The organism is Pseudomonas sp. OTU5201 (assembly GCF_038440135.1).
In the GTDB taxonomy this organism is placed as follows: Bacteria; Pseudomonadota; Gammaproteobacteria; order Pseudomonadales; family Pseudomonadaceae; genus Metapseudomonas; species Metapseudomonas resinovorans.
Window position 1 is genome coordinate 42,629 of sequence record NZ_JASATC010000025.1, and the last position, 23,399, is coordinate 66,027.

Consider the following 23,399-nt stretch of genomic DNA (forward strand, 5'->3'; position numbering starts at 1 on the left):
CAGCTTTCAGGCCCGAACACGCGCTAGCGGTTCATAGCCCCGCGCATGCCCTTGAGCGAATTCATGGTTGCGACCCCGGCGCGCATGATGTGCCCGGGTATCACCCTGGCGATGGCCTTGCCACCGCTCTCGTAAAAAACAGGCCCGATCGACGCGGCCTTGCCACGCGACCCGACAGACTTCTCCTGCCTGGGCAACTCGCTTATGGACGGCAGCGAAACGCCGTCCGTCACATATGCAGAAGACGCGCCAGCGGGCGAGTACGCGAAAGTTTCCACAATGTGCATTTCAGGCTCGTGCCTGCTGGATGAAGGCTTGAATCTTCGCGGCGTCCTTGATGCCCTTGCCGGCCTCGACGCCACCACTCACATCAACGGCATACGGACGCACCTGACGCACCGCCTCACCGACGTTCTCAGGGGTCAGGCCGCCCGCGAGGATCAGAGGCTTTGCCGCATCCTGGGGCACCAGGCCCCAGTCGAAGGCTTCACCGGTGCCACCGGGAGTCCCTTGTACAAATGTGTCGAGAAGGATGCCGGACGCCTCGGGATAGGAGGAGATGGCCGCGGCGATGTCGTCACCCGGCTTGACTCTTAGCGCCTTTATGTAGGGTCGGCCGTAACCTGCACAGGCCTCGGGACTTTCATCGCCATGGAACTGCAGCAGGTCCAGCGGGACCTCGGCCAGCACCTGCGTCAACTCCGCCCGCGGCATGTCGACGAAGAGCCCGACAGTGGTCACGAAAGGCGGCAGCGCAGCGACAATGGCTCTGGCCTGGGCCGGAGTCACCGCTCGCGGGCTCTTCGCGTAGAACACAAAACCTATGGCATCGGCCCCGGCGGCGACGGCAGCCAGGGCGTCCTCGACTCGAGTAATACCGCAGATTTTGATGCGAACGGCTGACAAGATGCAGGCACCTGAAGACTAAAGACCGAGGATGTTAGCAAAGGCCAGACGCAGCGTCAGCCCACCGTTTCCGGCAGACCGGAAAGAAAGTGCGGGCCCAGGTAACGCTGAGGAAGCTCGAACTCTTCCGGGTATTCGACCTGCACCAGATAGAGCCCATAGGGATGCGCAGTTACACCCCCCTCGCGTCGAATGCGGCCTTCCAGCACCTGTCTGGCCCACTCAACAGGCCGTTCACCGGCACCAATGGTCATCAGCACTCCGGAGATGTTGCGCACCATGTGGTGAAGGAATGCGCTGGCACGGATATCCAGCACGATCAGGCGGCCATGCTCGATCAGTTCCAGGTGATGCACGGTCTTGATGGGCGACTTCGCCTGACACTGCCTAGCACGGAAGGCGCTGAAATCATGGGTCCCGACGAGGCAACGGGCCGCCTCGCGCATCCGCTCGAAATCCAGCGGGCGATGATTCCAAGTCACTTCCTCGGCCAGGTGAGCCGGACGAATCGGGTCGTTGTAGATCACATAGCGATAACGCCGAGCCATCGCACTGAAGCGGGCATCGAAAGTCCTGGGCATTTCCTTGGCCCAGGTGACACTGATGTCGCTGGGCAAATTCATGTTCGCACCCATGACCCAGGCATGCATCGAACGCACCACTGGCGTATCGAAGTGCACTACCTGGCCGCTGGCATGCACCATGGCATCGGTTCGGCCGGCACATGACAGCGTCACAGGCGCTCCGCCTGCTACCCGGCTCAGTGCCGTTTCGAGGGACTCCTGGATCGAAGGCACGCCGGCGCGCTGGCGTTGGAAGCCACGGTAGCGGGAGCCTTTGTACTCAACACCGAGGGCGATTCTGTAAATGCCAGCGGCAGCCGAAGTGGCTGCCGCTGCGGGTACTGCTTGAGTCATCTATCAGCTGAGACGTGCGATCAGTTCGCGCGCTTCCTGTTGCTGGGTGTCATTCCCCTCGGACATTACCTCGTCGAGGATGTCGCGAGCACCTTCGGTGTCACCCATGTCGATATAGGCGCGAGCCAGGTCCAGTTTGGTCGCAGTTTCGTCGGTACCGGAGAGGAAGTCGAAATCGTCTTCCGATTCCAGACCCAGGGTCGATACTTCGTCTTCCAGCACGGCAACCGGCTCGGGCTCTGGCGCCCGCTGCAGGCTGTCGGAGAGCTGATCCAGCTCGGCAGTCACTTCGTCCAGCTGAGCAGCGAAGCTGTCGTTGTCCGCCAGCGGTTCGACAGTCGGCTCTTCGGGCAGGGAGAGGTCGAAGTCTGCCGGCAGGTCAAGCAGGCCAGCGGTCGCTTCTTCCGCAGGCGAAACAGACTCTTTAGCGGCCAGGGGCGCATCGAGGTCGCCGTCCAGGCTGAGCAGGAACTCATCCTCATCGGCGCTCTTCGGCTGAGCCGCGGGCTCCAGATCGAGGCTGAAATCAGCCAGGTCATCGCTGAGCTCCAGGCTCTCGTCGCCGGTCAGCAGTTCGTCGCTGCCGTCGATATCAAGATCGAAATCCAGGTCGCTCTCGACCTTGGCCGGCGTAGCCGGAGCGTCGAACTCCAGATCGTCCAGGCTCAACTCATTGGTCGGGGCGGCGGCCGGCTGAATGCTGGCCGGCTTCTCGTCCGCGAGGTCGAGATCCAGATCGGAGCCCAGGTCATCCAGGCTCAGGTCAAATGCGTCATCCAGATCGCCACCAACGGCTGCCGGGGCAGTCGCCGGGTCGTCATCCAGGGTCAGGTCATCGAGGCTGAAGCTGTCGAGATCATCAGCGGTAGCCAGACCCGCGGCTGCGGTCGCGGCAACAGCGGCGACTGCCATAGCCGGGTACTTGCCTTTCAGTTGCTCGATCTCGCCGCCTGCCCCGCCGATTTCGCGGAGCTCACTTTCCTGGCGCGCGAAGCCTTCGCGATCACCCAGCTCGGCATAGACCTCCATCAGTTTCAGACGGAGATCGCTGCGCTGAGGCTCGTCGTTGATGGCATTCTGCAGCAGTTCGGCAGCCTGGTTGAAGCGGCCATAGGCGATATAGATGTCGGCTTCGCTGATCACATCGCCGGTCTGCGCGGTGACACGCTCTTGCGCCTTGACCGGAGCCGCTTCCGGCACATCAGCAACAGCGGAGTCCAGCTCAGGGCTGTCGAACGCGGCGAAGCTGTCATCTTTCAGATCGAGATCGCTGCCAAAGCTGTTCTCATCGTCCTGCGCGGCGAGACCGTTCTGCAACTCGGCCTCTTTGAGTGCGTTGCGGCGCGACAGCACCATCAGCAGCACCAGCAGGGCTACGAGGGCGCTACCGCCAGCCAGCAGAAGAAGCATGGGATTTGCCAGCACGTCATCGATGATGCTGGACTGCGGCGGCTCGACCACCGGCGCGGCCGGGGCGGTCTGTACCGGCTTGACCGGAGCGGCGGGTTTGGCGGGCTCTGCCGGCTTGGCCGGCTGCGTGGCGGCCGGCGCCGCGGGCTGGGCAGGAGCGGCCGGCGGGGCCTGGACAGGGGCGGCAGGTTGAGTAGCGGCCGGAGCAGGCACAGCAGCGCCAGGTGCCGCGGGAGTAGCAGGTGCTGCGGCAGCCGGGGCAGGTGCAGGTGCAGGTGCAGCCGGTTGGGCAGGCGCAGCTGCAGCCGGAGCCGGTTGGGCAGGCACAGTTGCGGGTTTGGCCGGCTGAGCCGGAGCAGCGGCTACCGGAGTGGCTGGCGCCTGCTTGCCTTGGCCTGCCATATCAGCCTGCAGCTTGGCAAGCTGGTCGTCCTTGAGCTGGATCAGGCGCTGCAGCTTATCCATCTGGCTCTGCAGATCGGTCATGCGCCCCTTGAGTTCTTCGTTCTCGCGACGGGTCGAGTCCAGGCTTTCCTGAGTCACGGCCAGCTTGTCGCTGAGCGCCTTGCTTTCTCCATTGACCCCCTTGTCGCTACCACTGGAGGCCTTGCCGCTGGCAGCCGACACCAATCGCAGATTGTCCTGGGTATCAACCTTCTCGGGAGCGGCACCGGCGTTACTGCGCTTGGTGGCGTCAAGTTGGCGCTTACCCTCCCCTGCCAGGCTACGACCCTCACGCCAGGCGGTGTTCTGCGCCTGGACCTGGGCGATGGCCTCGGCCTGAGTGCGACTGGCGATCTGCTTCTCATCGGGCAAACGCAGCACCTGGCCACTCTTCAGCCGATTGATGTTGCCATCGACGAAGGCATCCGGGTTCAAGTCCTGGATAGCCAGCATGGCCTGATGCACCGATCCACTGGCGCGGCTGCGCTCGGCAATTTCCCAGAGGGTGTCACGAGACGTGGTGCGGTACTGGTCAGTTGGCGCCTTGGGAGCCGGGGCCGGAGTCGGGGTCGGTGCACTTGGGCGAGGCGCAGCGGCAGCCGCCGGAGCGGTGCGAACCGGCGCAGGTGTCGGGGCGACAACAGGACGCGGCGCCGGAGCCGGCGCGGCTGCGGGAATCTTCGGCGCAGCAGCGGCGGCGGCCTGGGGCGAATAAAGCGGCGGATCGAGGAGCAGCGTGTATTCACGCAGCAGACGGCCATTGGGCCAGAGCACCTCGACCAGGAAATTCAGATAGGGTTCGCGGACCGGCTTGCTGGAAGTCACCCGGATAACGCTGCGGCCGTTAGGCTTGATCACCGGGGTGAACTTGAGGTCCTGCAGGAAATACTGGCGATCGACGCCTGCCTTGGAGAATTCCTCGGCTGCCGCCAAATTCGGCTTGACTTCGGCCGAGGCCAGGTCACGCACCTCAAGCAGCTCGATCTCCGCATCCAGGGGCTGGTTCAAGGAAGAGCGCAGGGTAACTTCCCCGAGCCCGAGGGCGTTGGCGACACCCGAAGTCAGCGCGGATGCAGCCGCGATTGCCAGCACAAGTTTGCGAACCCGAACCATAGAGTGATTCCCTTGTTTTATCTTTTTTCCCGCCGAGCGAGAGGAGGGTCTTAAGTCGCTGCCTGCGCACGCCGAAACGGCGGCTCCCCATCAACGATAAGGCCAAGCCAGTATTGTCAAGCTAGAATAATTCTACAAATTTTCAGGTAAGTATCTTTGACAGATAGTGTTTTATCAACAACTCGGCCGACTGCACAGCATTGAGCGCAGCGCCTTTTCTTGCATTATCTGAAGCAATCCACAAATTGAGTTCGCAAGGGTCATCCACCCCACCACGAACCCGTCCTACATATACCGAATCCTGCCCTACTGCGTCGCCGACAGCGGTCGGATAGTCGCCCTCTTCTTCCACCAATTCGACACCCGGCGCCTGACCCAGACGTTCACGCACAGCAGTCAGATCCAGTTGCTGCTCGGCCACCACTGAGACAGCCAGGCTGTCACCAAAGAAGACCGGGGCCAATGCGCATGTAGCGGCGACACGCAGGCCAGGTTCGCCGAGCAATTGCTTGATCTCACTGACCAGGCGCCGCTCCAGGGCGATGTGTCCCTGGGCATCCGGCGCACCGGCCTGGGCCAGGATATTGAAGGCGATCTGGCGATCAAAGAAGCGCGGCTCCAGCGGACGCGCATTCAGCAGCTCCGCGGTCTGGCGAGCCAGTTCAGTGACGCCTTCGCGACCGCGACTGGAAACGGCAAGACTCGCCATCACGCTGAGGCGCTGTGGCTTTAGCAAGTCCTTGAGCGGCGCCAACACACACGCCAAGGCAACCGCCGAGGCACTGGGACTGGTCAGTTGGTAAGGCGCAGACAGCCCGGCGAGCAGTTCCGGATTGGCTTCCGGCACCAGGCTTGGGGCTTCCTGGGGGTCAAGGGCGCCGGACAGATCGATCAGCGAGCAGCCTACGGCGCGCGCACGCGGAACAAAACTGCGGGTCACCGCCTCGCCAGCGGCAAAGAACGCCAGACGGACTTGGGAAAAATCAAAATCGGCGACGTCGCGCACCCGCAAATTGCGCCCCTTGAACGGCACGGAGGCGCCGGCGGATTCGCCGCTGGCAAGCAGATGGAGGTTGCCGACCGGGAATTCCCGCTCCTCAAGGAGCTGGACGAGGGTTTCGCCAACGGTGCCGGTGGCGCCAATGACGGCGATGTCGAGGAACTGGCTCATGGGGAACTACTTATGGCGATGCGGGGAGCGGCACTGTAACTGCCACCCCGCATGCAAGCAATCGAGGGACTGGGGTTACCGACGAGCCTCATCGGCACCCCAGGAGACCATCAACGCTCCAGCAGGATACGCAGCATCCGGCGCAGCGGCTCGGCGGCACCCCAGAGCAGCTGGTCACCGACGGTGAAGGCACCGAGGTACTGCGAGCCCATGTTGAGCTTGCGCAGACGGCCGACCGGGACGCTGAGGGTGCCGGTCACGGCAGTCGGGGTCAGCTCGCGCATGCTGATTTCACGCTGGTTCGGCACGAGCTTCACCCAGGGGTTGTGCTGGCTGATCATGCCTTCGATGTCCGCGATCGGCACATCTTTGTTCAGCTTGATGGTCAGCGCCTGGCTGTGGCAGCGCATGGCGCCGATACGCACGCAGATGCCATCGACCGGGATCGGGCTCTTGAAGCGACCGAGGATCTTGTTGGTCTCGGCCTGGCCCTTCCACTCTTCGCGGCTCTGGCCGTTAGGCAGTTCCTTGTCGATCCAAGGGATCAGGCTACCAGCCAGGGGTACGCCGAAATTCTCGGTGGGGAACTCTTCACCGCGCATGGCTTCAGCCACCTTGCGATCGATGTCGAGGATTGCACTGGCCGGGTTGGCCAGCTCATCGGCCACTGCCGCATGGGTTGCGCCCATCTGCTTGATCAGCTCGCGCATGTTCTGCGCGCCGGCACCGGAGGCCGCCTGATAGGTCATGGCACTCATCCACTCGACCAGACCGGCTTCGAACAGGCCGCCCAGCGCCATCAGCATCAGGCTGACGGTGCAGTTGCCGCCGATGTAGTTCTTGGTACCGGCGTCCAGCTGCTGGTCGATGACGCGGCGGTTTACCGGGTCGAGCACGATCACAGCATCATCCTGCATGCGCAGGCTGGAGGCAGCGTCGATCCAGTAGCCTTGCCAACCGGCTTCGCGCAGCTTGGGGAATACCTCGTTGGTGTAGTCGCCGCCTTGGCAGGTCAGAATCACATCGAGGCTCTTCAGCTCGTCAATGCTATAGGCGTCCTTCAGCGGGGCAATATCCTTGCCGACCGCAGGACCCTGGCCACCGACGTTGGAAGTGGTGAAGAACACCGGCTCGATCAGGTCGAAATCCCGCTCTTCCAGCATTCGCTGCATGAGCACGGAACCCACCATGCCGCGCCAACCGATCAGACCTACACGCTTCATGACAACTACACCTTTCTTGAAAAAGTGGGCCGCTGACTTTCCAGCGGGCCCGACAGATTACAGATTCCGCAGTGCTGCGACCACAGCATCGCCCATTTCGCGGGTACCGACCTTGGTCGCACCAGCGGAATAGATATCGCCAGTCCGCAGGCCCTGATCCAGCACGAGGCTGACGGCCTTCTCGATGGCGTCAGCGGCAGCGGTCTGGTTGAAGCTGTAGCGGAGCATCATCGATACGGAAAGTATGGTCGCCAACGGGTTGGCGATGCCCTGGCCGGCGATGTCCGGTGCGGAGCCGTGGCAGGGTTCGTACATACCCTTGTTGTTCGAATCCAGCGAGGCCGAAGGCAGCATGCCGATGGAACCAGTGAGCATGGAAGCCTCATCCGACAGGATGTCGCCGAACATGTTGTCGGTCACCATCACATCGAATTGCTTGGGCGCACGCACCAACTGCATGGCGGCGTTATCGACGTACATGTGGCTGAGTTCGACGTCCGGGTAGTCCTTGGCCACTTCTTCGACCACTTCGCGCCACAACTGGCTGGAAGCCAGGACGTTGGCCTTGTCCACCGAGCACAGCTTCTTGTCGCGCACGCGAGCCATGTCGAAGCCGACACGGGCGATGCGGCGAATTTCGCTCTCGCTGTACGGCAGGGTGTCGTAGGCCTGACGCTCGCCATTTTCGAGCACGCGCTGCTCGCGTGGCTGACCGAAATAGATGCCGCCGGTCAGCTCACGGACGATGAGGATATCCAGGCCGGCAACCACTTCCGGCTTGAGACTGGAAGCCTCGGCCAGTTGCGGATATAGGATGGCCGGACGCAGGTTGGCGAACAGGCCCAGTTGCGAACGGATCTTCAGCAGACCGCGCTCCGGACGAATATCGCGCTCGATCTTGTCCCATTTCGGGCCGCCCACGGCGCCCAGCAGAACGGCGTCAGCTTTGCGCGCACGCTCCAGGGTCTCATCGGCCAGGGGCACGCCGTGTTTATCGATGGCAGCGCCACCGATGACGTCTTCAGTCAGCTCAAAGCCCAGCTGGAACTTGTCATTGGCAACTTCCAGCACCTTGACCGCTTCGGCCATGATCTCCGGGCCGATACCGTCGCCGGGGAGAATCAGAATCTGCTTGCTCATGCTTTCCTCTCGTTAGGCGCTCTCCGCGCCATGCAATTCGTTCTAGCGTTCGGCCCAGAGCACCAGGACATCCGTGCTGAAGGAGCCGTCAGCGGCAATCTCGAAATATTCGCGAACTTCATCACCCACCGCTTTCTGCAGCGCCAGGATCGCCTCGCGGAACACTACCGGCGTGCGCATGCGCTCGACCCAGGAAGTGAATTCCAGTCGCAGGCGCTGGCGTGCATGACTGCGCGTGGACAGACCGGCCTCGGACACCTGACGCAGCCACTCGGCGGGCGAGTAGTTGCGCACATGGCTGGTGTCGCGAAGCACTTCCACCGTCTGCAGATGGGTATCCAGCAGCGGACGCCCCGGCGATGCCACATCGATGAAGGCAGCCACGCCGCCCGGCTTCAGAACCCGACGCACCTCGCGTAGGGCTACGCCCAGGTCGCTCCAGTGATGAGCCGAATAACGGCTGAAGACGAAATCGAAGCTGGCATCGGCAAATGGCAGCGCTTCGGCCGCCCCTTGCTGGGTCACCACATTTCCGAGCCCGCGCTGCGCAGCGGCAGTCGCCACCACATCGAGCATCTGCGTGGAAATGTCATACGCAACGACTTCACCGACCAGCGGCGCCACATGAAAGGCCACATGGCCAGCACCACAGCCGAGATCGAGGACACGCGCACCGCCATGCCCATCCACTTCCGCCTGCAGCAAGGCGAACTCGGCGCCCTGGGCATGCACTGCACTGTTGAGGTAGGCCGCGGCCTGTTCGCCGAACTGGCTCTGGACTACCTGCTCATGGGCCTTTTCGTTCACGTCTCGCTCCTTGGGTGTCAGGCGTCGCGAAACAACCAGGGATTGCCCTGGCGGTGCTTCCCTTCGAAGACTTTGATCGCTTCAGCGTCCTGCAGTGTCAGGCCGATATCGTCCAGGCCATTGAGCAGGCAATGCTTGCGGAAGGCGTCTACTTCGAAGCTGTACTGCTTGCCGTCCGGACGAGTCACGGTCTGCGCGGCCAGATCGACCGTCAGCTGATAGCCCTCGGTGGACTCGCACTGCTGAAAGAGCTCATCGACTTCCTCATCCTTCAGGATGATCGGCAGCAAGCCGTTCTTGAAGCTGTTGTTGAAGAAGATGTCGGCATAGCTCGGCGCGATGATGGCGCGGAAGCCGTACTCGTCCAGCGCCCAGGGCGCGTGTTCACGGGAGGAGCCACAGCCGAAGTTCTCGCGAGCCAGGAGCACGCTGGCGCCTTGGTAGCGCGGGAAGTTCAGCACGAAATCCTTGTTCACAGGACGTGTGGAGTTGTCCTGGTTCGGCTGGCCGACATCCAGGTAGCGCCACTCGTCGAACAGATTTGGGCCAAAGCCCGAACGCTTGATCGACTTGAGGAATTGCTTGGGAATGATCTGGTCGGTGTCGACGTTGGCGCGATCCAGCGGAGCGACGAGACCAGTGTGTTGGGTAAAGGCTTTCATCTCGACTCTCCTTCCTTACTTGAGCAGCTCGCGAACATCGACGAAACGACCGGTCACCGCAGCGGCGGCGGCCATGGCTGGGCTGACCAGGTGGGTACGACCACCGGCGCCCTGACGACCTTCGAAGTTGCGGTTGGAGGTGGACGCGCAGTGCTCGCCGTTCTCCAGGCGATCTGGGTTCATGGCCAGGCACATGGAGCAGCCCGGTTCACGCCATTCGAAGCCCGCCTCGATGAAGATCTTGTCCAGGCCTTCCTGTTCGGCCTGCTGCTTGACCAGGCCCGAGCCCGGCACCACCAGCGCCTGCTTGACGGTGGCAGCGACCTTGCGACCCTTGGCCACTTCGGCGGCGGCACGCAGGTCTTCGATGCGCGAGTTGGTGCAGGAACCGATGAACACGCGGTCCAGTTGGATATCGGTAATGGCCTGGTTGGCGGCAAGCCCCATGTACTTCAGGGCGCGCTCGATGGAGCCACGCTTGACCGGATCAGCTTCTGCGGCCGGGTCCGGCACACGCTGATCGACCGGCAACACCATCTCGGGCGAGGTGCCCCAGCTCACCTGCGGCTTGATGTCTTCGGCGCGCAGCTCGACGACGGTGTCGAAATGAGCGTCGGCATCGGACACCAGATCACGCCAGGCGACTACGGCCTTGTCCCAATCAGCGCCCTTGGGTGCGAAGGGGCGGCCTTCGACGTAAGCGATGGTCTTGTCGTCCACGGCCACCAGACCGACGCGGGCACCCGCTTCGATGGACATGTTGCAAATGGTCATGCGGCCTTCCACGGAAAGATCGCGAATGGCGCTGCCGGCGAACTCCAGGGCATGACCGTTGCCGCCGGCAGTGCCGATCTTGCCGATCACAGCGAGCACAATATCCTTGGCGGTGACGCCAGACGGCAGCTTGCCCTCTACGCGCACTTGCATGTTCTTCATCTTCTTCGCCACCAGGCACTGGGTCGCCAGCACGTGCTCGACCTCGGAGGTGCCGATGCCGTGGGCCAGTGCGCCGAAAGCGCCGTGGGTGGAGGTATGAGAGTCGCCGCACACCACGGTCATACCCGGGAGGGTGGCGCCCTGCTCCGGGCCAACCACGTGGACAATGCCCTGGCGCACATCGTTCATCTTGAACTCGAGGATGCCGAAGTCATCGCAGTTCTCGTCCAGGGTCTTGACCTGAATACGCGACACTTCGTCGGCAATGGCTTCGAGGCCGCCCTGGCGCTCGGCGCGAGTAGTCGGCACGTTATGGTCCGGGGTGGCGATGTTGGCATCGATGCGCCACGGCTTGCGACCCGCCAGACGCAGCCCTTCGAAGGCCTGCGGTGAGGTCACTTCGTGAAGGATGTGACGGTCGATGTAGATCAGCGACGAACCATCGTCGCGGCGCTTCACCTCGTGAGCATCCCAGAGCTTGTCGTAGAGCGTCTTGCCGGCCATCGTCAGGTCCTCATCAGCTTGCTTCTGTGCGAAGGGGTCGAAAGCCCCTTTTGCTTGTGGGACGATCCTAGGGGCTTGCATCAAATAACTCAAATTCATATTTTTTATTTAAAGCATTCCATTAAGGAATGTGTAACCTAGTGGCGCCAGCAACCACGGAGTCCAGATATGGATTTGGCCAGCCTCAACGCCTTCATCGCTATTGCCGAAACCGGCAGCTTCTCGGAAGCAGGAGAGCGGCTGCACCTGACGCAACCCGCGGTGAGCAAGCGCATCGCCTCGCTGGAGCAGCAACTCAGCGTACGCCTGTTCGACCGCCTCGGCCGCGAAGTCAGCCTGACCGAAGCCGGCCGCGCCCTGCTCCCCCGCGCTTACCAGATCCTCAACGTGCTGGACGACACCCGCCGCGCCCTGAGCAACCTCTCCGGCGACATCAGCGGTCGCCTGACCCTGGCCACCAGCCATCACATCGGCCTGCATCGCCTGCCACCGCTGCTGCGCGCCTTTACCCGCGCTTATCCGCAGGTCGCCCTGGACATCCAGTTCCTCGACTCGGAAGTGGCCTACGAGGAAATCCTCCACGGTCGTGTGGAACTGGCTGTGATCACCCTGGCGCCTGAGACCGCGCTGCCGGTCCAGGCGGTGCCGGTGTGGAACGACCCACTGGATTTCGTTGCCGCACCGGAACACCCCCTGGCCCGTGACAAGACCATCTTCCTTCCCGATGTGGCGCGGCACCCAGCGGTGTTCCCCGGCGGCAACACCTTCACCCACCACATTGTCCGCCGCATGTTCGAGGCGGAGGGTCTGATGCCGAACATCGCCATGAGTACCAACTACATGGAGACCATCAAGATGATGGTTTCCATCGGCATCGCCTGGAGCGTGCTGCCGCGCACCATGCTTGACGACTCCGTGGTGCGCCTGCCCCTGCAGGACATCCAGCTGTCACGCCAGCTGGGCTACATCCTGCACACCGAGCGCACCCTCTCCAACGCCGCCAAAGCTTTCATGGCACTGCTCGACGCACAGCGCGACAACCTTGCGTATCTGTAAGGGCAAAGGCTAAGTTGAGCCGCACACCATAAGAACAGGGTCGGGAAGGCGCGAGGAACCACTCGCCGTTCACCGACCCGAACATCTGCCCTATCGTCGGTAAGGGGCGCGCATGCGCAAAGCCAGTGACCCGAGTCCCCCGTTCCCCCATATCCCTGCCCTCGACCCCGCTGCCTTCGAGCAATCCTGGCAAGACGCCTCCAGCCTGCTGGCCGCGCTGAACGGCGCCCGGCTGGGCGCCTGGTCCTGGGATATCGATTCCGGCCGGGTCAGTTGGTCCCGTGGTGCCCAGGCCTTGTTCGGCCTCGATCCGCATCGGCCGCTCAGCGAACCGGTGGATTACGTCCAGTTGATCCCCGAAGACGATCGCGGCGAGGTGCTGCGCCTGTTCCAGGACGTGCTCGAAGGCCGACAGGCCGAACGCGCCATGCGCCACCGTATCCGCTGGCCCGATGGCAGCCTGCACTGGCTGGAAATCAGCGGCAGCCTGCAACCCCTGACTGACGGCAAGCGGCGGATGATCGGCGTGATCCGCGACGTCACCCAGCAGCAGCAACGCGCCCAGGACCTGATCAACTCCAAGCAGCGCTATTCCAGCCTGTTTCACCTGAGTCCAGACGTCGTGCTACTGGTCCGACTGACCGACAGCCTGATTGTCGAAGCCAACCAGCATTTCGAGCATGTGCTGGGCTGGCCGGCCGCCGAAACCATCGGCCGCACCACCCTGGAGCTGGGTTTCTGGGAGGACTTGAGCCAACGCGAGTGGCTGCACCGCAATGCCCGCGCCAGCAACGCGCCGATTTCCCAGGAAGTCAGGCTGCGCGCCCGCAATGGCAGCATCCTCGACGGCGTGCTCTCCAGCCAGTACATCGAACTGGAGGGCCAGCCCTACCTGATCAGCACCTTCCTCGACACCACCGAGCGCAAACGTGCCGAAAACGCCCTGCGCATCAGCGAGGAAAAGTTCGCCAAGGCGTTCCGCAGCACACCCGAAGCCGTGGTGATCACCGATCGCACCAGCGGCCGCTTCTTGGAGATCAATACCGGCTTCGAACGCCAATTCGGCTGGAGCCAGGGCGAAACCATCGGTCACAGCTCTCTGGAACTGGGCATCTGGGAAGACCCGGCGCAACGCCAGGAGATGCTCGACACCCTGCAACACCACGGTCGCCTCAACGAACTCGAGGTAAACCTGAAGCGCCGCGATGGCAGCCGCGCCATCTGCCTGCTCTATGGCGAGGAAATCGAGCTGGACGGCCGCACCTGCCTGGTGCTAACGGTCCGCGACGTCACCCGCCAACGCGCCCAGGAACAGGCCCTGAAGGATAGCCAGGAGCGCTTGAACCTGGCACTGGAATCGGCCGACCTCGGCACCTGGGACTGGCACATCGCCAATGGCACGCTCTATGGGTCCGCCCGCGCATCGGCCTTGCATGGACTGGCCAAGGAACCCTTCGAAGGCGAGTTCCGCGACTTTTTCGTCTGCGTTCCGGATGAAGACCAGCAGAGCATGCGGCGCGCTTACCAGGAGCTGCTGGAGGGTCGCAACAACGAGTACCAGGTGACCTACCGCACACGCTTCAGCAACGGTGAAGTGCACTACCTGGAAAGCACCGCCAAGCTTTATCGCGACGACCTGGGCCGCCCCCTGCGCATGACCGGCATCCTCATGGACATCAGCGAGCGGGTTCGCCGCGAACAGCGTCTGGCGGCGTCGGAGGAGAAGTTTGTCACCCTGTTCCAGGCCAGCCCCGACCCTATCTGCGTCTCGCGCATCCGCGACGGCGTGTTCATCGAGATCAACCCCAGCTTCAGCGATGTGTTCGGTTGGCAACCCGAGCAGATCGTCGGCCTCAGTGCTCCAGCGATCCAGTTCTGGGCCGATCCCGAACAGCGCTCGAGACTGTTCAGTGAACTGCTGCGCGAACAGGGCCTGGACAACGTCGAAGCCCGCTTTCTGACCCGCGAGGGCCGTCTGCTGACCTGCGTGGTGTCGAGCCGCTTCATTCGCGTCGAACGCCAGCTCTGCATCACCACCACCTTCCGCGACATCACCGCGCGTCAGCAGGCCGAGGCGGCGCTCAAGGCCAGTCAGGAAAAGTTCGCCAAGGCGTTCCACTCCAGCCCCGACGCGATCACCATTACCGAACGCGACACCGGCCGTTACATCGAGGTCAATGAAGGCTTCAGCCGGCTGACCGGCTACCGCGCCGACGAAGTACTGGGGCGCACGGCCGGCGAGATGAACATCTGGGCGCGCCCCACCGAACGCGATCATATGCTCGACCTGCTCAAGCGCAATGGCCGCGTGCACCATCTGGAGATGCTCGGCCAACACCGCGACGGCAGCCAGAAGGTCGTGGAAGTCTCGGTGGAGCAGATCGAACTTGACGGCACGCCCTGCCTGCTCCTTACCGCGCGGGACATCAGCGCCCTCAAGGACGCCCAGGCGCAAATCCAGCACCTGGCCTATCACGACCCGCTGACCAACCTGCCCAACCGCGCATTGCTGACCGATCGCCTGACCCAGCAGATCGCCCTTCTGCAGCGGCACAACTTGCGCGGCGCCCTGCTCTTCCTCGACCTCGACCACTTCAAACACATCAACGACTCGCTCGGTCACCCCCTCGGCGATGCGGTGCTGAAGATGGTAACCGCCCGCCTGGAAGCCAGCGTGAGACTGGAAGACACCGTGGCGCGCCTCGGCGGCGACGAATTCGTCGTGCTGCTGACCGGCCTCGAAGGCAAGCGCTCGGAAGTGACTCGACACGTACGGGAGATCGCCGACAAGCTCCGCAAACTGCTGGCTGAACCCATGCTGCTCGACGGGCACCGCCTGCAGGTCACCCCCAGTATCGGCATCGCCCTGATTCCGGATCACGGCGCCAGCCCCGCGGACCTGCTCAAGCGCGCCGACATCGCCCTCTACCGCGCCAAGGATTCCGGGCGCAACGCCATCCAGATCTTCCGCAGCACCATGCAGGCAGCGGCCAGTGAGCGCCTGCGCCTGGAGAACGACCTGCGCCTGGCATTGGCCCGCGGCGAGTTCGAACTGCATTTCCAGCCCCAGGTGGATGCGCGCAACAATCGGGTGGTGGGGGCCGAAGCCCTGCTCCGCTGGCAACACCCGACCCTGGGCCCACAATCCCCCGGCCAGTTCATCCAGGTACTGGAGGAAAGCGGCCTGATCCTGGAAGTGGGCGCCTGGGTGCTGGACGAGGCCTGCAACGCTTGCGAACAGCTGGTGGCCGAACGGCTGGTCGATGCCCGCGACTTCAGCCTGTGCGTAAACATCAGCCCCCGGCAGTTTCGCCAAAGCGATTTCGTCGAGCGGGTCGAGCGCAGCCTGCAACGCAGCCAGCTACCCGCCCAGTTGCTGAAACTGGAGGTCACCGAAGGCATCGTCATCCAGAACATCGAGGACACCATCGGCAAGATGCGCCGCCTGAAGAAGCTGGGCACGAGTTTCGCCATGGATGACTTCGGTACAGGCTATTCGTCCCTGACCTACCTCAAGCGCTTGCCGGTGGATGCGCTGAAGATCGACCAATCCTTCGTCCGCGATGCCACCCAGGACCCGAACGACGCGGAGATCATTCGCGCCATCGTCGCCATGGCCCGCAGCCTGGGCCTGGAGATAATCGCCGAGGGCGTGGAGCGCAGCGAACAACTGGCCTTCCTCGAGCAGCAGGGCTGTCACCTGTACCAAGGCTACTTGTATAGCAAGCCCGTTCCGCTTACAGAGTTCCGCGCACTGCTGGCCCACAGCATGCAGCGACCGGCGCCAATCTGAAGCAGGCAAGAAAAAGGCGCCCGCGGGCGCCCTCTTCTTTTCCCGTGTAGCCGGGAGATCAGTTTTCCAGGACTGCGCGATGACCGTTGATCGGGATGCGCTTGGCCTTGGCTTCTTCGGGCACCACACGTACCAGGTCGATGTTCAGCAGGCCGCTCTGCAAGCCAGCAGCCTTGACCTCGATGTGATCGGCCAGACGGAAGGACAGCTTGAAGGCGCGCTGGGCAATGCCGTGGTGCAGATAGGTCACCGATTCGTCGCTCTTCTCGCGTTTGCCACCACCGACGGTCAGCACACCGCGCTCCACTTGGAGCTCCAGGTCTTCTTCCTGGAAGCCGGCTACCGCGATGACGATGCGGTACTGGTCATCACCATGCTTCTCGACGTTGTAGGGCGGATAGGTGCTGCCAGTCTCATTGCGCAGGGCGGATTCGAACAGGTCGTTGAAACGGTCGAAGCCCACGGAATGACGGAACAGAGGGGCGAGGGAAAAAGCAGTGCTCATGTTGATCTCCTGAGTAATCAGCAAGTGTTTCGACTGCGAGACCCGACTTCGGCATCCCGCAGTACCCTAGATAGGGACAGCCGAAAACATTTCAAGCCCTTAAGGAAATCCCATGCCGAAAGTCATGGCCTTCATCGGTGCCGCCACAGCCCGCCTTGCCTGACCCTCGCTCAACGACGTTTCGTGCTCAGACGGCTTCAGCCCACTCCTGCTGCAGGTCCGGAAGTCCGAGCAGAGCGTCGATCCGGACGCAGTCATTCTCCCGGCGCACCTCAGCGAACAGCGCCACCGCCTCGGGGTAACTCCGGGTGAGCATGCCCAGCCATTGTTTCAGGCGTCCCGGCGCATAGCGCGGTGCCAGCTTGCGGCGAGCCTGGCGCCAGAAGTCCTGCAGCATGGGCTGGAGTTCGTCCCAGGTCATTTCCCGCACAGGCTCGCCGGCCCGCGCGGCGGCGATCTGCCGAGCCAGGTCGGGACGCGACACCAGGCCGCGACCCAACATGACGTCCTCCACCCCACTCACTTCGCGGCAGCGACGCCAGTCATCCAGGGTCCAGACCTCGCCGTTGGCGAACACCGGCACCTTGACCGCTTCCTGCACCCTGGCCACCCACTCCCAGTGTGCGGGCGGCTTGTAGCCTTCGGCCTTGGTGCGCGCATGCACCACGATCTGCTCAGCCCCGCCCTCGACAAGAGCCCGGGCGCAATCCAGCGCGCCATCCGGGCTGTCGAAGCCGAGGCGCATCTTTGCCGTCACCGGAATCTCCGTCGGTACGGCGCGGCGCACCTCGCGGACGATCGCATGAAGCAGTTCCGGTTCCTTGAGCAGCACTGCGCCGCCGCGGGACTTGTTAACCGTCTTGGCCGGGCAACCAAAGTTAAGGTCGATGACCGGCGCCCCCAGTGCACAGGCGAACGCGGCGTTATCGCCCAGGCAAACCGGATCGGAGCCCAGCAACTGCACACGCATGGGTGTGCCGGCGCGGGTACGCGCACCCTGGGCCAGCTCGGGGGCCAACTTCTCGAAGGTGCTGGGCGCCAGCAGGCGATCACACACCCGGATGAACTCGGTCACGCACCAGTCGATGCCGCCGACACGGGTCAGCACATCGCGAAGGATTTCGTCGACCAGCCCCTCCATGGGGGCCAGGGCGATTTGCATGGATGACAGGCTCACAGGATAAAAGGCGCGTAGTTTACGCAGCATGACGGACGGCGAATATCCCACGGAGCATCTGGCTGGACTGGTGGTCGAAACTCCACCGATTCAGCGCAGGAGAACTGCCCGGATGAACTCGCTCGTCCCCGTCCTTGCCGCACTTACGCTGGCCGCCACTGCGGTATTCGCCGCGAGCGAGGCGATCATGTCGCCCGCTCGGCAGCCGACGCCGGACGCCATCGGCGAGCTGCTGATCAGCCGTGACGAGAACGCCCTGAATGCCTGCGACATCGACCTTTACGTGCAGAACGAGCTGGTGGCGCAGATAGCGCCCGGCCAGTCAGTGAGTATTCCGGTGCCGGCCGGCGAAGTCGCCCTGCGGGTGGCGCAGAAAGGTTCAGGTTACTGCGCCGGGCAGTACGCAGGCAGCCCGCAGTCGACCATCATCCAGCCCGGCGAAGTCCGCCATTTGCATATTGTGCAGAGCCAGCACGAGGTGTTTCTGGCACCAGCGGCGGACTGAGGCTCAGAGCTCAAGCGGGAATGGCGGCTGCAGCGCCCGCCCATAACCTTCGACGAATTCCGTCGGCATGCGCTTGGGCCTGCCGCTGGAGAGCTCAATACAGACGAAGGTGGTCTTGGCCCTCAACAAGGTGGTGCCATCATCCGGCCGTACCAGCTGGAAGCGACGATCCATCTTCAGGCGCTGGTCCGATTCCACGATCCAGGTGGCCATCTGCAGCTCCTGATCCTCGTAGGCCGCGGCCAGATAATCGATTTCGTGACGCAACACCGCCATGGCCCGGTCCAGCCGCCGATACTCGGCGAGGTCCAGACCCAGGCTCTGGGAGTGACGCCAGGCGCAGCGCTCCAGCCAACTGACGTAGACGGCGTTATTGGCATGACCGAGGCCGTCGATGTCATCGGCACCGACCTTGATATCAATGACGAAGGGGTTGGGCATGTCCCAGCTCATGAGTTGAGCTCCACGTTGCTGGCCAGCTCTCGGGCTTCGCTGGCCAGTTGAGTGATCTGATCCCATGCGCGGGCGCGGATCAGGCTGGACGGCGCGATCCAGGTGCCGCCGACGCAGGCCACGTTTGGCAGGCGCAGAAAGCTGAGCAGATTGTCCGGGGTCACCCCGCCGGTGGGGCAGAAACGGATGCCGGTGAAGGGACCTTTGAGGCTTTTCAGCATTTTCACGCTGCCATTGCCATCGGCTGGGAACAGCTTCAGCGAGCGGTAGCCATACTCCAGCGCCAACAGCACTTCGGAGGGTGTCATCACGCCGGGCAGGTATGGCAGACCGGAATCCTCGGCGGCGGCTGCGAGGCGTTCGGTACAGCCAGGGCTGACGGCAAAATGTGCCCCGGCATCACGCGCCTCGATGAATTGTTCGGTATGGATCAGGGTGCCGGCCCCCACGAGCAGGTCCGGAAACTCCTTGCGGATTGCCGCCAGTGCATCCAGCGCCCGCGGCGTGCGCAAGGTTACTTCCAGCACTTCGACGCCACCCGCACTCAGCGCCCCCGCGAGATCCAGGGCCAGCCCGGTATCCTCGATCACTAGCACAGGCAGAACCGGGCGCGCCCGCTGCAACACCACATCCATCGTCAGGCTCATGTCAGTTCTCCACATTGCAAAGTTCCCAGGCCGGTGCCAAAGGCGATCACGCCGGGCCGATGAACGTTGGAAGTAGAGCATTGACAACGGGTCACCTACCAGCCCTGCCGAGTTTCATCGCACGGCTGCTCCCGCAATGTGAGGTTCACGAACCTGAGCCAGCAGCCCCAAGACTGCCTTGACCAGGCGAGCATCTGCCAGCAGTCGCTGGTGACCACCTTGCTCCAGCCGCAGCAACTGACTGTCGAACCAGGCGTCGTGGATGACCTGGGCATCACTGGCCGGCACCACCGGATCATCCTCGGCATGCACAACCAGGCCCGGGATATCCAACTGGTAGCGCTGTACATCCAGGTGCGCCGCGGGGATCCCCGCATGGCTCTCCACCTGACTGACGAAATGCGCAAGAGCCTTCGGAGGAAGCCCCATGAATCGAGCGAAGCTGCGAATCGGCCCGAGAATGCGGCTGGGGGCGGAAATGCTTACCAAGGCCCTCGCGCGCAACCCCATCTGGCTGGCCAGCAAGGCGCTTGCACCACCCATGGAATGACCGATCACCGCGTGTAGCGGGGGCAGCTCGCCAGCCGCCTCCAGTAAAGCGCGCGCGAAGAGCACCACATTGGCTTCGCGCCCCGGGGAGCGCCCATGGGCCGGACCATCCAGCGCCACCACACCGTAGCCTTCTGCGACCAGGGCCTCAATCAGGCTGGCGAACTGGGTAGGGCGTCCTTCCCAACCGTGCATCAGCAGTACGGTCGGACCGCTTCCCCAGCGCAGGGCGGACAGACCAAAGCGCAGGGTGATTCGCTCGGAGCTTCCGAGCAACGGCATTTCCCACTCCCGCGGCGGCAAGTTGCGCGGCGTCATGAACTGGCGACGCATGCGGCGGGCGACCATTTGCGGCGCCACACGACCCAGCGTGGCGTGGACTCCCCTGATCAGGCTCAGGTTGTTCATGATTCGGCTCCTCAGATAACTGCCGACTTGGCGGCACGCAGTATTCGGTCAGACAGATCGCCAGCCCCCAACGCGCGAGCCAGGGCCAGGCCACCCACCATCAAGGCAAGGTCCGCAAGGGCCTTGTCGGCTTCTTCGGGGCTGTCGCACATTTCGGCACTCAGCACCTCCAGATGCTCCGCTAGCAACGTCCGGTAGGTCTCTGGCAATTGCGGCAGCGCACCCAGTGAACTGGGCAACGGACAGCCGGAGTGAGTGGCATCACGGTGCTTGCGGGACAGGTAGAAACTGGCAGCCAAAGTGCGGCGCTCCTCCCCTGGCAACGATGAGTCGAGCAAAGCCATCAAATCCCGCCGCCTGCGCAGCAGTTGCTCGAAGACTTCCAGCATCAGCGCGTCTTTGCTGGCGAAGTGGGCGTAAAAGCCCCCCACCGTGAGCCCGGCGGCACTCATCACATCAGCCACACCGGGCTCCTGCGGGCCGCGCTGCAACATGGCCGAAGCGGCTGCCTGCAGGATGCGCTCTCGGGTCTGAGCTTTCTTCTCGCTCATGTCAGTCTCCCATTGAATTACGCAAATAATATTATGCGCGTAATACAAATTAGCAAGACACTTGCTTTACCGTTCGTCGGCATGAAGGAATCGTGGGGAGTATTTTGAAAGCCTGAAAAACAAAAGGGCCATCCCAATCTGGAATGACCCTTGAAAAGCCCGCAGAGCGGGAAACTTGAAAGTGGCGTCCCCTAGGGGACTCGAACCCCTGTTACCGCCGTGAAAGGGCGGTGTCCTAGGCCACTAGACGAAGGGGACAAAACCTTCGAACAGCAGGGTCAGCACCTAGGCTGGCCCTGAGTGATGCACAAGGCATCGATTTGGTGGAGCTAGACGGGATCGAACCGTCGACCTCTTGCATGCCATGCAAGCGCTCTCCCAGCTGAGCTATAGCCCCAAATCGCTTCGGCTGCACCGGCGTAACCGATACTGCTGGAATATGGCGTCCCCTAGGGGACTCGAACCCCTGTTACCGCCGTGAAAGGGCGGTGTCCTAGGCCACTAGACGAAGGGGACGAAACCTTCGAACAACGGGGCCAGCACTAGGCTGGCCCCTGTGATGCGTGGCGCATCATGTTTGGTGGAGCTAGACGGGATCGAACCGTCGACCTCTTGCATGCCATGCAAGCGCTCTCCCAGCTGAGCTATAGCCCCGAATTACTTCGGCTGCACCGGCGTGGCCGATGCTGCTGGAATATGGCGTCCCCTAGGGGACTCGAACCCCTGTTACCGCCGTGAAAGGGCGGTGTCCTAGGCCACTAGACGAAGGGGACGAAACCTTCATGCCTTTTCGCGACCCACACCCGAAGGAGTGGTGGAGCTAGACGGGATCGAACCGTCGACCTCTTGCATGCCATGCAAGCGCTCTCCCAGCTGAGCTATAGCCCCGTCGCGAGGACGGGGCGCATATTAGGGGCGCCCCCTCCTGCTGTCAACACTATTTTTTAAACTACACGAACTTTTTTATCTGGAAGAACAAACACTTACCCAACCTCGGCCGATGCGGGGGGCCTCCCCGCACCAGCCAGCGGGCCATCACGCGATAGCCGCGAGCAGCTTCTCCCACTCTTTGGTTTCCTTCTTCGACACACCACCGAGTAGCTCGATGGCCTGGCGCAGACGGAAGCGACTGAGATCAGCCCCGAGGATTTCCATGGCGTCGAGTACCGATACCGAGCTGGCCTGGCCAGTGATGGCCGGGAACATCAGCGGCATGACATCACGCAGCTTAAGCTCCAGGCTTTCGGCCACGGCTTGGATGCAACCGGTGATGCGGTCCTTTTCCCACTGACGCAGGGACTCCAGCTTCCAGAGAACCAACTGCATGACCTGACGCACCTGGTCCGGGCCGAGCTTCTTGTGCTCGAACAGCTTTGCATCCAGCGGCACGCCGCCGGAGAAGAAGAAACCGGCCAGCGGCGCGATCTGGCTGAAGGTTTCCACCCTGCCCTGCACGTGCGGCGCGATGCGCATCAGGTACTCGGGATTGAGCGCCCACTTCTGCACCTCGGCAGCGAAGCGTTCCACCGGCAGTTCACGGATCCACTGACCGTTCAACCAGGACAGCTTTTCCAGGTCGAAGATCGGACCACCCAGGGAGATGCGCGACAGGTCGAAGTGCTCGACCATTTCAGCCAAGGAGAACTTCTCACGCTCGTCCGGCATGGACCAACCCATGCGGCCAAGGTAGTTGAGCATCGCTTCTGGCAGGAAGCCCATGCGCTCATAGAAGGTGATGGACGTGGGATTCTTGCGCTTGGACAGCTTGCTCTTGTCCGGATTGCGCAGCAGCGGCATGTAGCAGAGTTTGGGTTGTTCCCAGCCAAAGTACTCGTAGAGCTTGATCAGCTTGGGCGCCGAGGGCAGCCACTCTTCTCCACGCAGCACATGGGTGATGCCCATCAGGTGGTCATCCACCACGTTGGCGAGAAAGTAGGTCGGCAGACCGTCGGTCTTCATCAGGACCTGCATGTCCATGCGATCCCACGGGATTTCCACATCACCACGGAGCAGGTCCGGCACCACGCAGACACCTTCGGTCGGCACCTTCATCCGTACGACATGGGGTTCACCGGCGGCAATACGCTTATCGGCGTCGCCCTTGGACAGGTGCATGCAGTGGCCGTCGTAGCGCGGGGTTTCCTTGCGCTCGGTTTGCTCGGCGCGCAGCTTGTCCAGGCGCTCTGAGGTGCAGAAGCAGGGGAAGGCATGGCCCTTGTCCACCAGCTCCTGGGAGTACTGCTTGTAGATATCGCCACGTTCGCTCTGGCGATAGGGACCGTGTGGGCCCCCGACATCAGGTCCTTCATCCCATTCGATGCCCAGCCAGCGCAGCGCATCATAGATCTGCTGCTCGGACTCACGGGTAGAGCGCAGTTGGTCGGTATCTTCGATGCGCAGGATGAACTGACCGCCGTGCTGGCGCGCAAAACACAGGTTGAACAGGGCGATGTAGGCGGTGCCCACGTGCGGGTCGCCGGTGGGCGACGGCGCGATACGGGTACGGACAGTGGTCATGGATT

The 23,399-nt window shown here is 62.8% G+C and carries 20 protein-coding genes and 6 tRNA genes; 3 read left to right on the forward strand and 23 right to left on the reverse strand.

Going from position 1 to position 23,399, the window contains the following annotated elements; genetic code table 11:
* Positions 1–23: 23 nt before the first annotated feature.
* The 10 genes from AAHM40_RS16530 to leuC form a co-directional block, all read right to left on the reverse strand.
* On the reverse strand, positions 24–287 hold the full coding sequence (locus tag AAHM40_RS16530) for a hypothetical protein (RefSeq protein WP_342245617.1): 264 nt from the start codon (positions 285–287) through the stop codon (positions 24–26).
* 1 nt (position 288) lies between these two features.
* Positions 289–906: a phosphoribosylanthranilate isomerase gene (locus AAHM40_RS16535; protein WP_342245618.1), complete on the reverse strand. Its 618-nt coding sequence runs from the start codon at positions 904–906 to the stop codon at positions 289–291.
* A 56-nt stretch (positions 907–962) separates the two neighbouring features.
* Positions 963–1,823 (reverse strand): tRNA pseudouridine(38-40) synthase TruA, encoded by an 861-nt coding sequence (gene truA, locus AAHM40_RS16540; protein ID WP_342245619.1) that lies wholly within the window; start codon positions 1,821–1,823, stop codon positions 963–965.
* 3 nt (positions 1,824–1,826) lie between these two features.
* Complete coding sequence (locus tag AAHM40_RS16545; protein ID WP_342245620.1) at positions 1,827–4,790, reverse strand: FimV/HubP family polar landmark protein; 2,964 nt, start codon at positions 4,788–4,790, stop codon at positions 1,827–1,829.
* A 142-nt stretch (positions 4,791–4,932) separates the two neighbouring features.
* A complete protein-coding gene (locus tag AAHM40_RS16550) occupies positions 4,933–5,961 on the reverse strand; it encodes an aspartate-semialdehyde dehydrogenase (RefSeq protein ID WP_342245621.1) in 1,029 nt (342 codons plus the stop codon).
* A 110-nt stretch (positions 5,962–6,071) separates the two neighbouring features.
* Entirely contained in the window at positions 6,072–7,184 is a 1,113-nt protein-coding gene (gene asd, locus AAHM40_RS16555) for an aspartate-semialdehyde dehydrogenase (RefSeq protein WP_342245622.1), read from the reverse strand.
* A 57-nt stretch (positions 7,185–7,241) separates the two neighbouring features.
* Positions 7,242–8,324 carry a 3-isopropylmalate dehydrogenase gene (leuB, locus tag AAHM40_RS16560; RefSeq protein ID WP_342245623.1) on the reverse strand — a complete coding sequence of 361 codons (1,083 nt, stop codon included), beginning with the start codon at positions 8,322–8,324 and terminating at the stop codon, positions 7,242–7,244.
* Positions 8,325–8,366: 42 nt separating this feature from the next.
* Positions 8,367–9,131, reverse strand: a complete 765-nt coding sequence (locus AAHM40_RS16565; protein WP_342245624.1) for a class I SAM-dependent methyltransferase — start codon at positions 9,129–9,131, stop codon at positions 8,367–8,369.
* Between the two features lie 17 nt (positions 9,132–9,148).
* Positions 9,149–9,793: a 3-isopropylmalate dehydratase small subunit gene (gene leuD, locus AAHM40_RS16570; protein ID WP_028631320.1), complete on the reverse strand. Its 645-nt coding sequence runs from the start codon at positions 9,791–9,793 to the stop codon at positions 9,149–9,151.
* A gap of 15 nt (positions 9,794–9,808) precedes the next feature.
* A complete protein-coding gene (gene leuC / locus AAHM40_RS16575) occupies positions 9,809–11,233 on the reverse strand; it encodes a 3-isopropylmalate dehydratase large subunit (RefSeq protein ID WP_342245625.1) in 1,425 nt (474 codons plus the stop codon).
* Between the two features lie 168 nt (positions 11,234–11,401).
* Between leuC and AAHM40_RS16580 the strand changes: the two genes are divergently transcribed.
* Positions 11,402–12,289: a LysR family transcriptional regulator gene (locus AAHM40_RS16580; protein WP_028631318.1), complete on the forward strand. Its 888-nt coding sequence runs from the start codon at positions 11,402–11,404 to the stop codon at positions 12,287–12,289.
* 112 nt (positions 12,290–12,401) lie between these two features.
* Entirely contained in the window at positions 12,402–16,082 is a 3,681-nt protein-coding gene (locus tag AAHM40_RS16585; protein WP_342245626.1) for a sensor domain-containing protein, read from the forward strand.
* Between the two features lie 58 nt (positions 16,083–16,140).
* On the opposite strand, the gene AAHM40_RS16590 is transcribed toward AAHM40_RS16585, so the two are convergent.
* Together AAHM40_RS16590 and AAHM40_RS16595 are read right to left on the reverse strand one after the other, a co-directional pair.
* Positions 16,141–16,587: an Hsp20 family protein gene (locus AAHM40_RS16590; protein WP_280286384.1), complete on the reverse strand. Its 447-nt coding sequence runs from the start codon at positions 16,585–16,587 to the stop codon at positions 16,141–16,143.
* 187 nt (positions 16,588–16,774) lie between these two features.
* Positions 16,775–17,749 carry a tRNA dihydrouridine synthase gene (locus AAHM40_RS16595; protein ID WP_342245627.1) on the reverse strand — a complete coding sequence of 325 codons (975 nt, stop codon included), beginning with the start codon at positions 17,747–17,749 and terminating at the stop codon, positions 16,775–16,777.
* Positions 17,750–17,876: 127 nt separating this feature from the next.
* On the opposite strand from AAHM40_RS16595, the gene AAHM40_RS16600 reads away from it, so the two are divergent.
* On the forward strand, positions 17,877–18,269 hold the full coding sequence (locus tag AAHM40_RS16600; protein ID WP_342245628.1) for a hypothetical protein: 393 nt from the start codon (positions 17,877–17,879) through the stop codon (positions 18,267–18,269).
* Positions 18,270–18,272: 3 nt separating this feature from the next.
* On the opposite strand, the gene AAHM40_RS16605 is transcribed toward AAHM40_RS16600, so the two are convergent.
* The 11 genes from AAHM40_RS16605 to gltX form a co-directional block, all read right to left on the reverse strand.
* Positions 18,273–18,722, reverse strand: a complete 450-nt coding sequence (locus tag AAHM40_RS16605) for an acyl-CoA thioesterase (RefSeq protein WP_342245629.1) — start codon at positions 18,720–18,722, stop codon at positions 18,273–18,275.
* Complete coding sequence (locus AAHM40_RS16610; protein WP_342245630.1) at positions 18,719–19,369, reverse strand: bifunctional 4-hydroxy-2-oxoglutarate aldolase/2-dehydro-3-deoxy-phosphogluconate aldolase; 651 nt, start codon at positions 19,367–19,369, stop codon at positions 18,719–18,721. The genes AAHM40_RS16605 and AAHM40_RS16610 overlap by 4 nt, the downstream gene beginning before the upstream one ends.
* 114 nt (positions 19,370–19,483) lie before the next feature.
* Entirely contained in the window at positions 19,484–20,326 is an 843-nt protein-coding gene (locus tag AAHM40_RS16615; RefSeq protein ID WP_342245631.1) for an alpha/beta hydrolase, read from the reverse strand.
* Positions 20,327–20,337: 11 nt separating this feature from the next.
* Positions 20,338–20,877, reverse strand: coding sequence for a TetR/AcrR family transcriptional regulator (locus AAHM40_RS16620; RefSeq protein WP_342245632.1), 540 nt, complete (start codon positions 20,875–20,877; stop codon positions 20,338–20,340).
* Between the two features lie 182 nt (positions 20,878–21,059).
* A tRNA-Glu gene (locus AAHM40_RS16625) sits at positions 21,060–21,135 on the reverse strand.
* Between the two features lie 63 nt (positions 21,136–21,198).
* Positions 21,199–21,274: transfer RNA gene (locus AAHM40_RS16630), tRNA-Ala, on the reverse strand.
* A gap of 43 nt (positions 21,275–21,317) precedes the next feature.
* A tRNA-Glu gene (locus AAHM40_RS16635) sits at positions 21,318–21,393 on the reverse strand.
* 62 nt (positions 21,394–21,455) lie between these two features.
* Positions 21,456–21,531, reverse strand: a tRNA-Ala gene (locus AAHM40_RS16640).
* Between the two features lie 43 nt (positions 21,532–21,574).
* A tRNA-Glu gene (locus tag AAHM40_RS16645) sits at positions 21,575–21,650 on the reverse strand.
* A 39-nt stretch (positions 21,651–21,689) separates the two neighbouring features.
* A tRNA-Ala gene (locus AAHM40_RS16650) sits at positions 21,690–21,765 on the reverse strand.
* 147 nt (positions 21,766–21,912) lie between these two features.
* On the reverse strand, positions 21,913–23,394 hold the full coding sequence (gene gltX / locus AAHM40_RS16655; RefSeq protein WP_342245633.1) for a glutamate--tRNA ligase: 1,482 nt from the start codon (positions 23,392–23,394) through the stop codon (positions 21,913–21,915).
* Positions 23,395–23,399 lie beyond the last annotated feature (5 nt).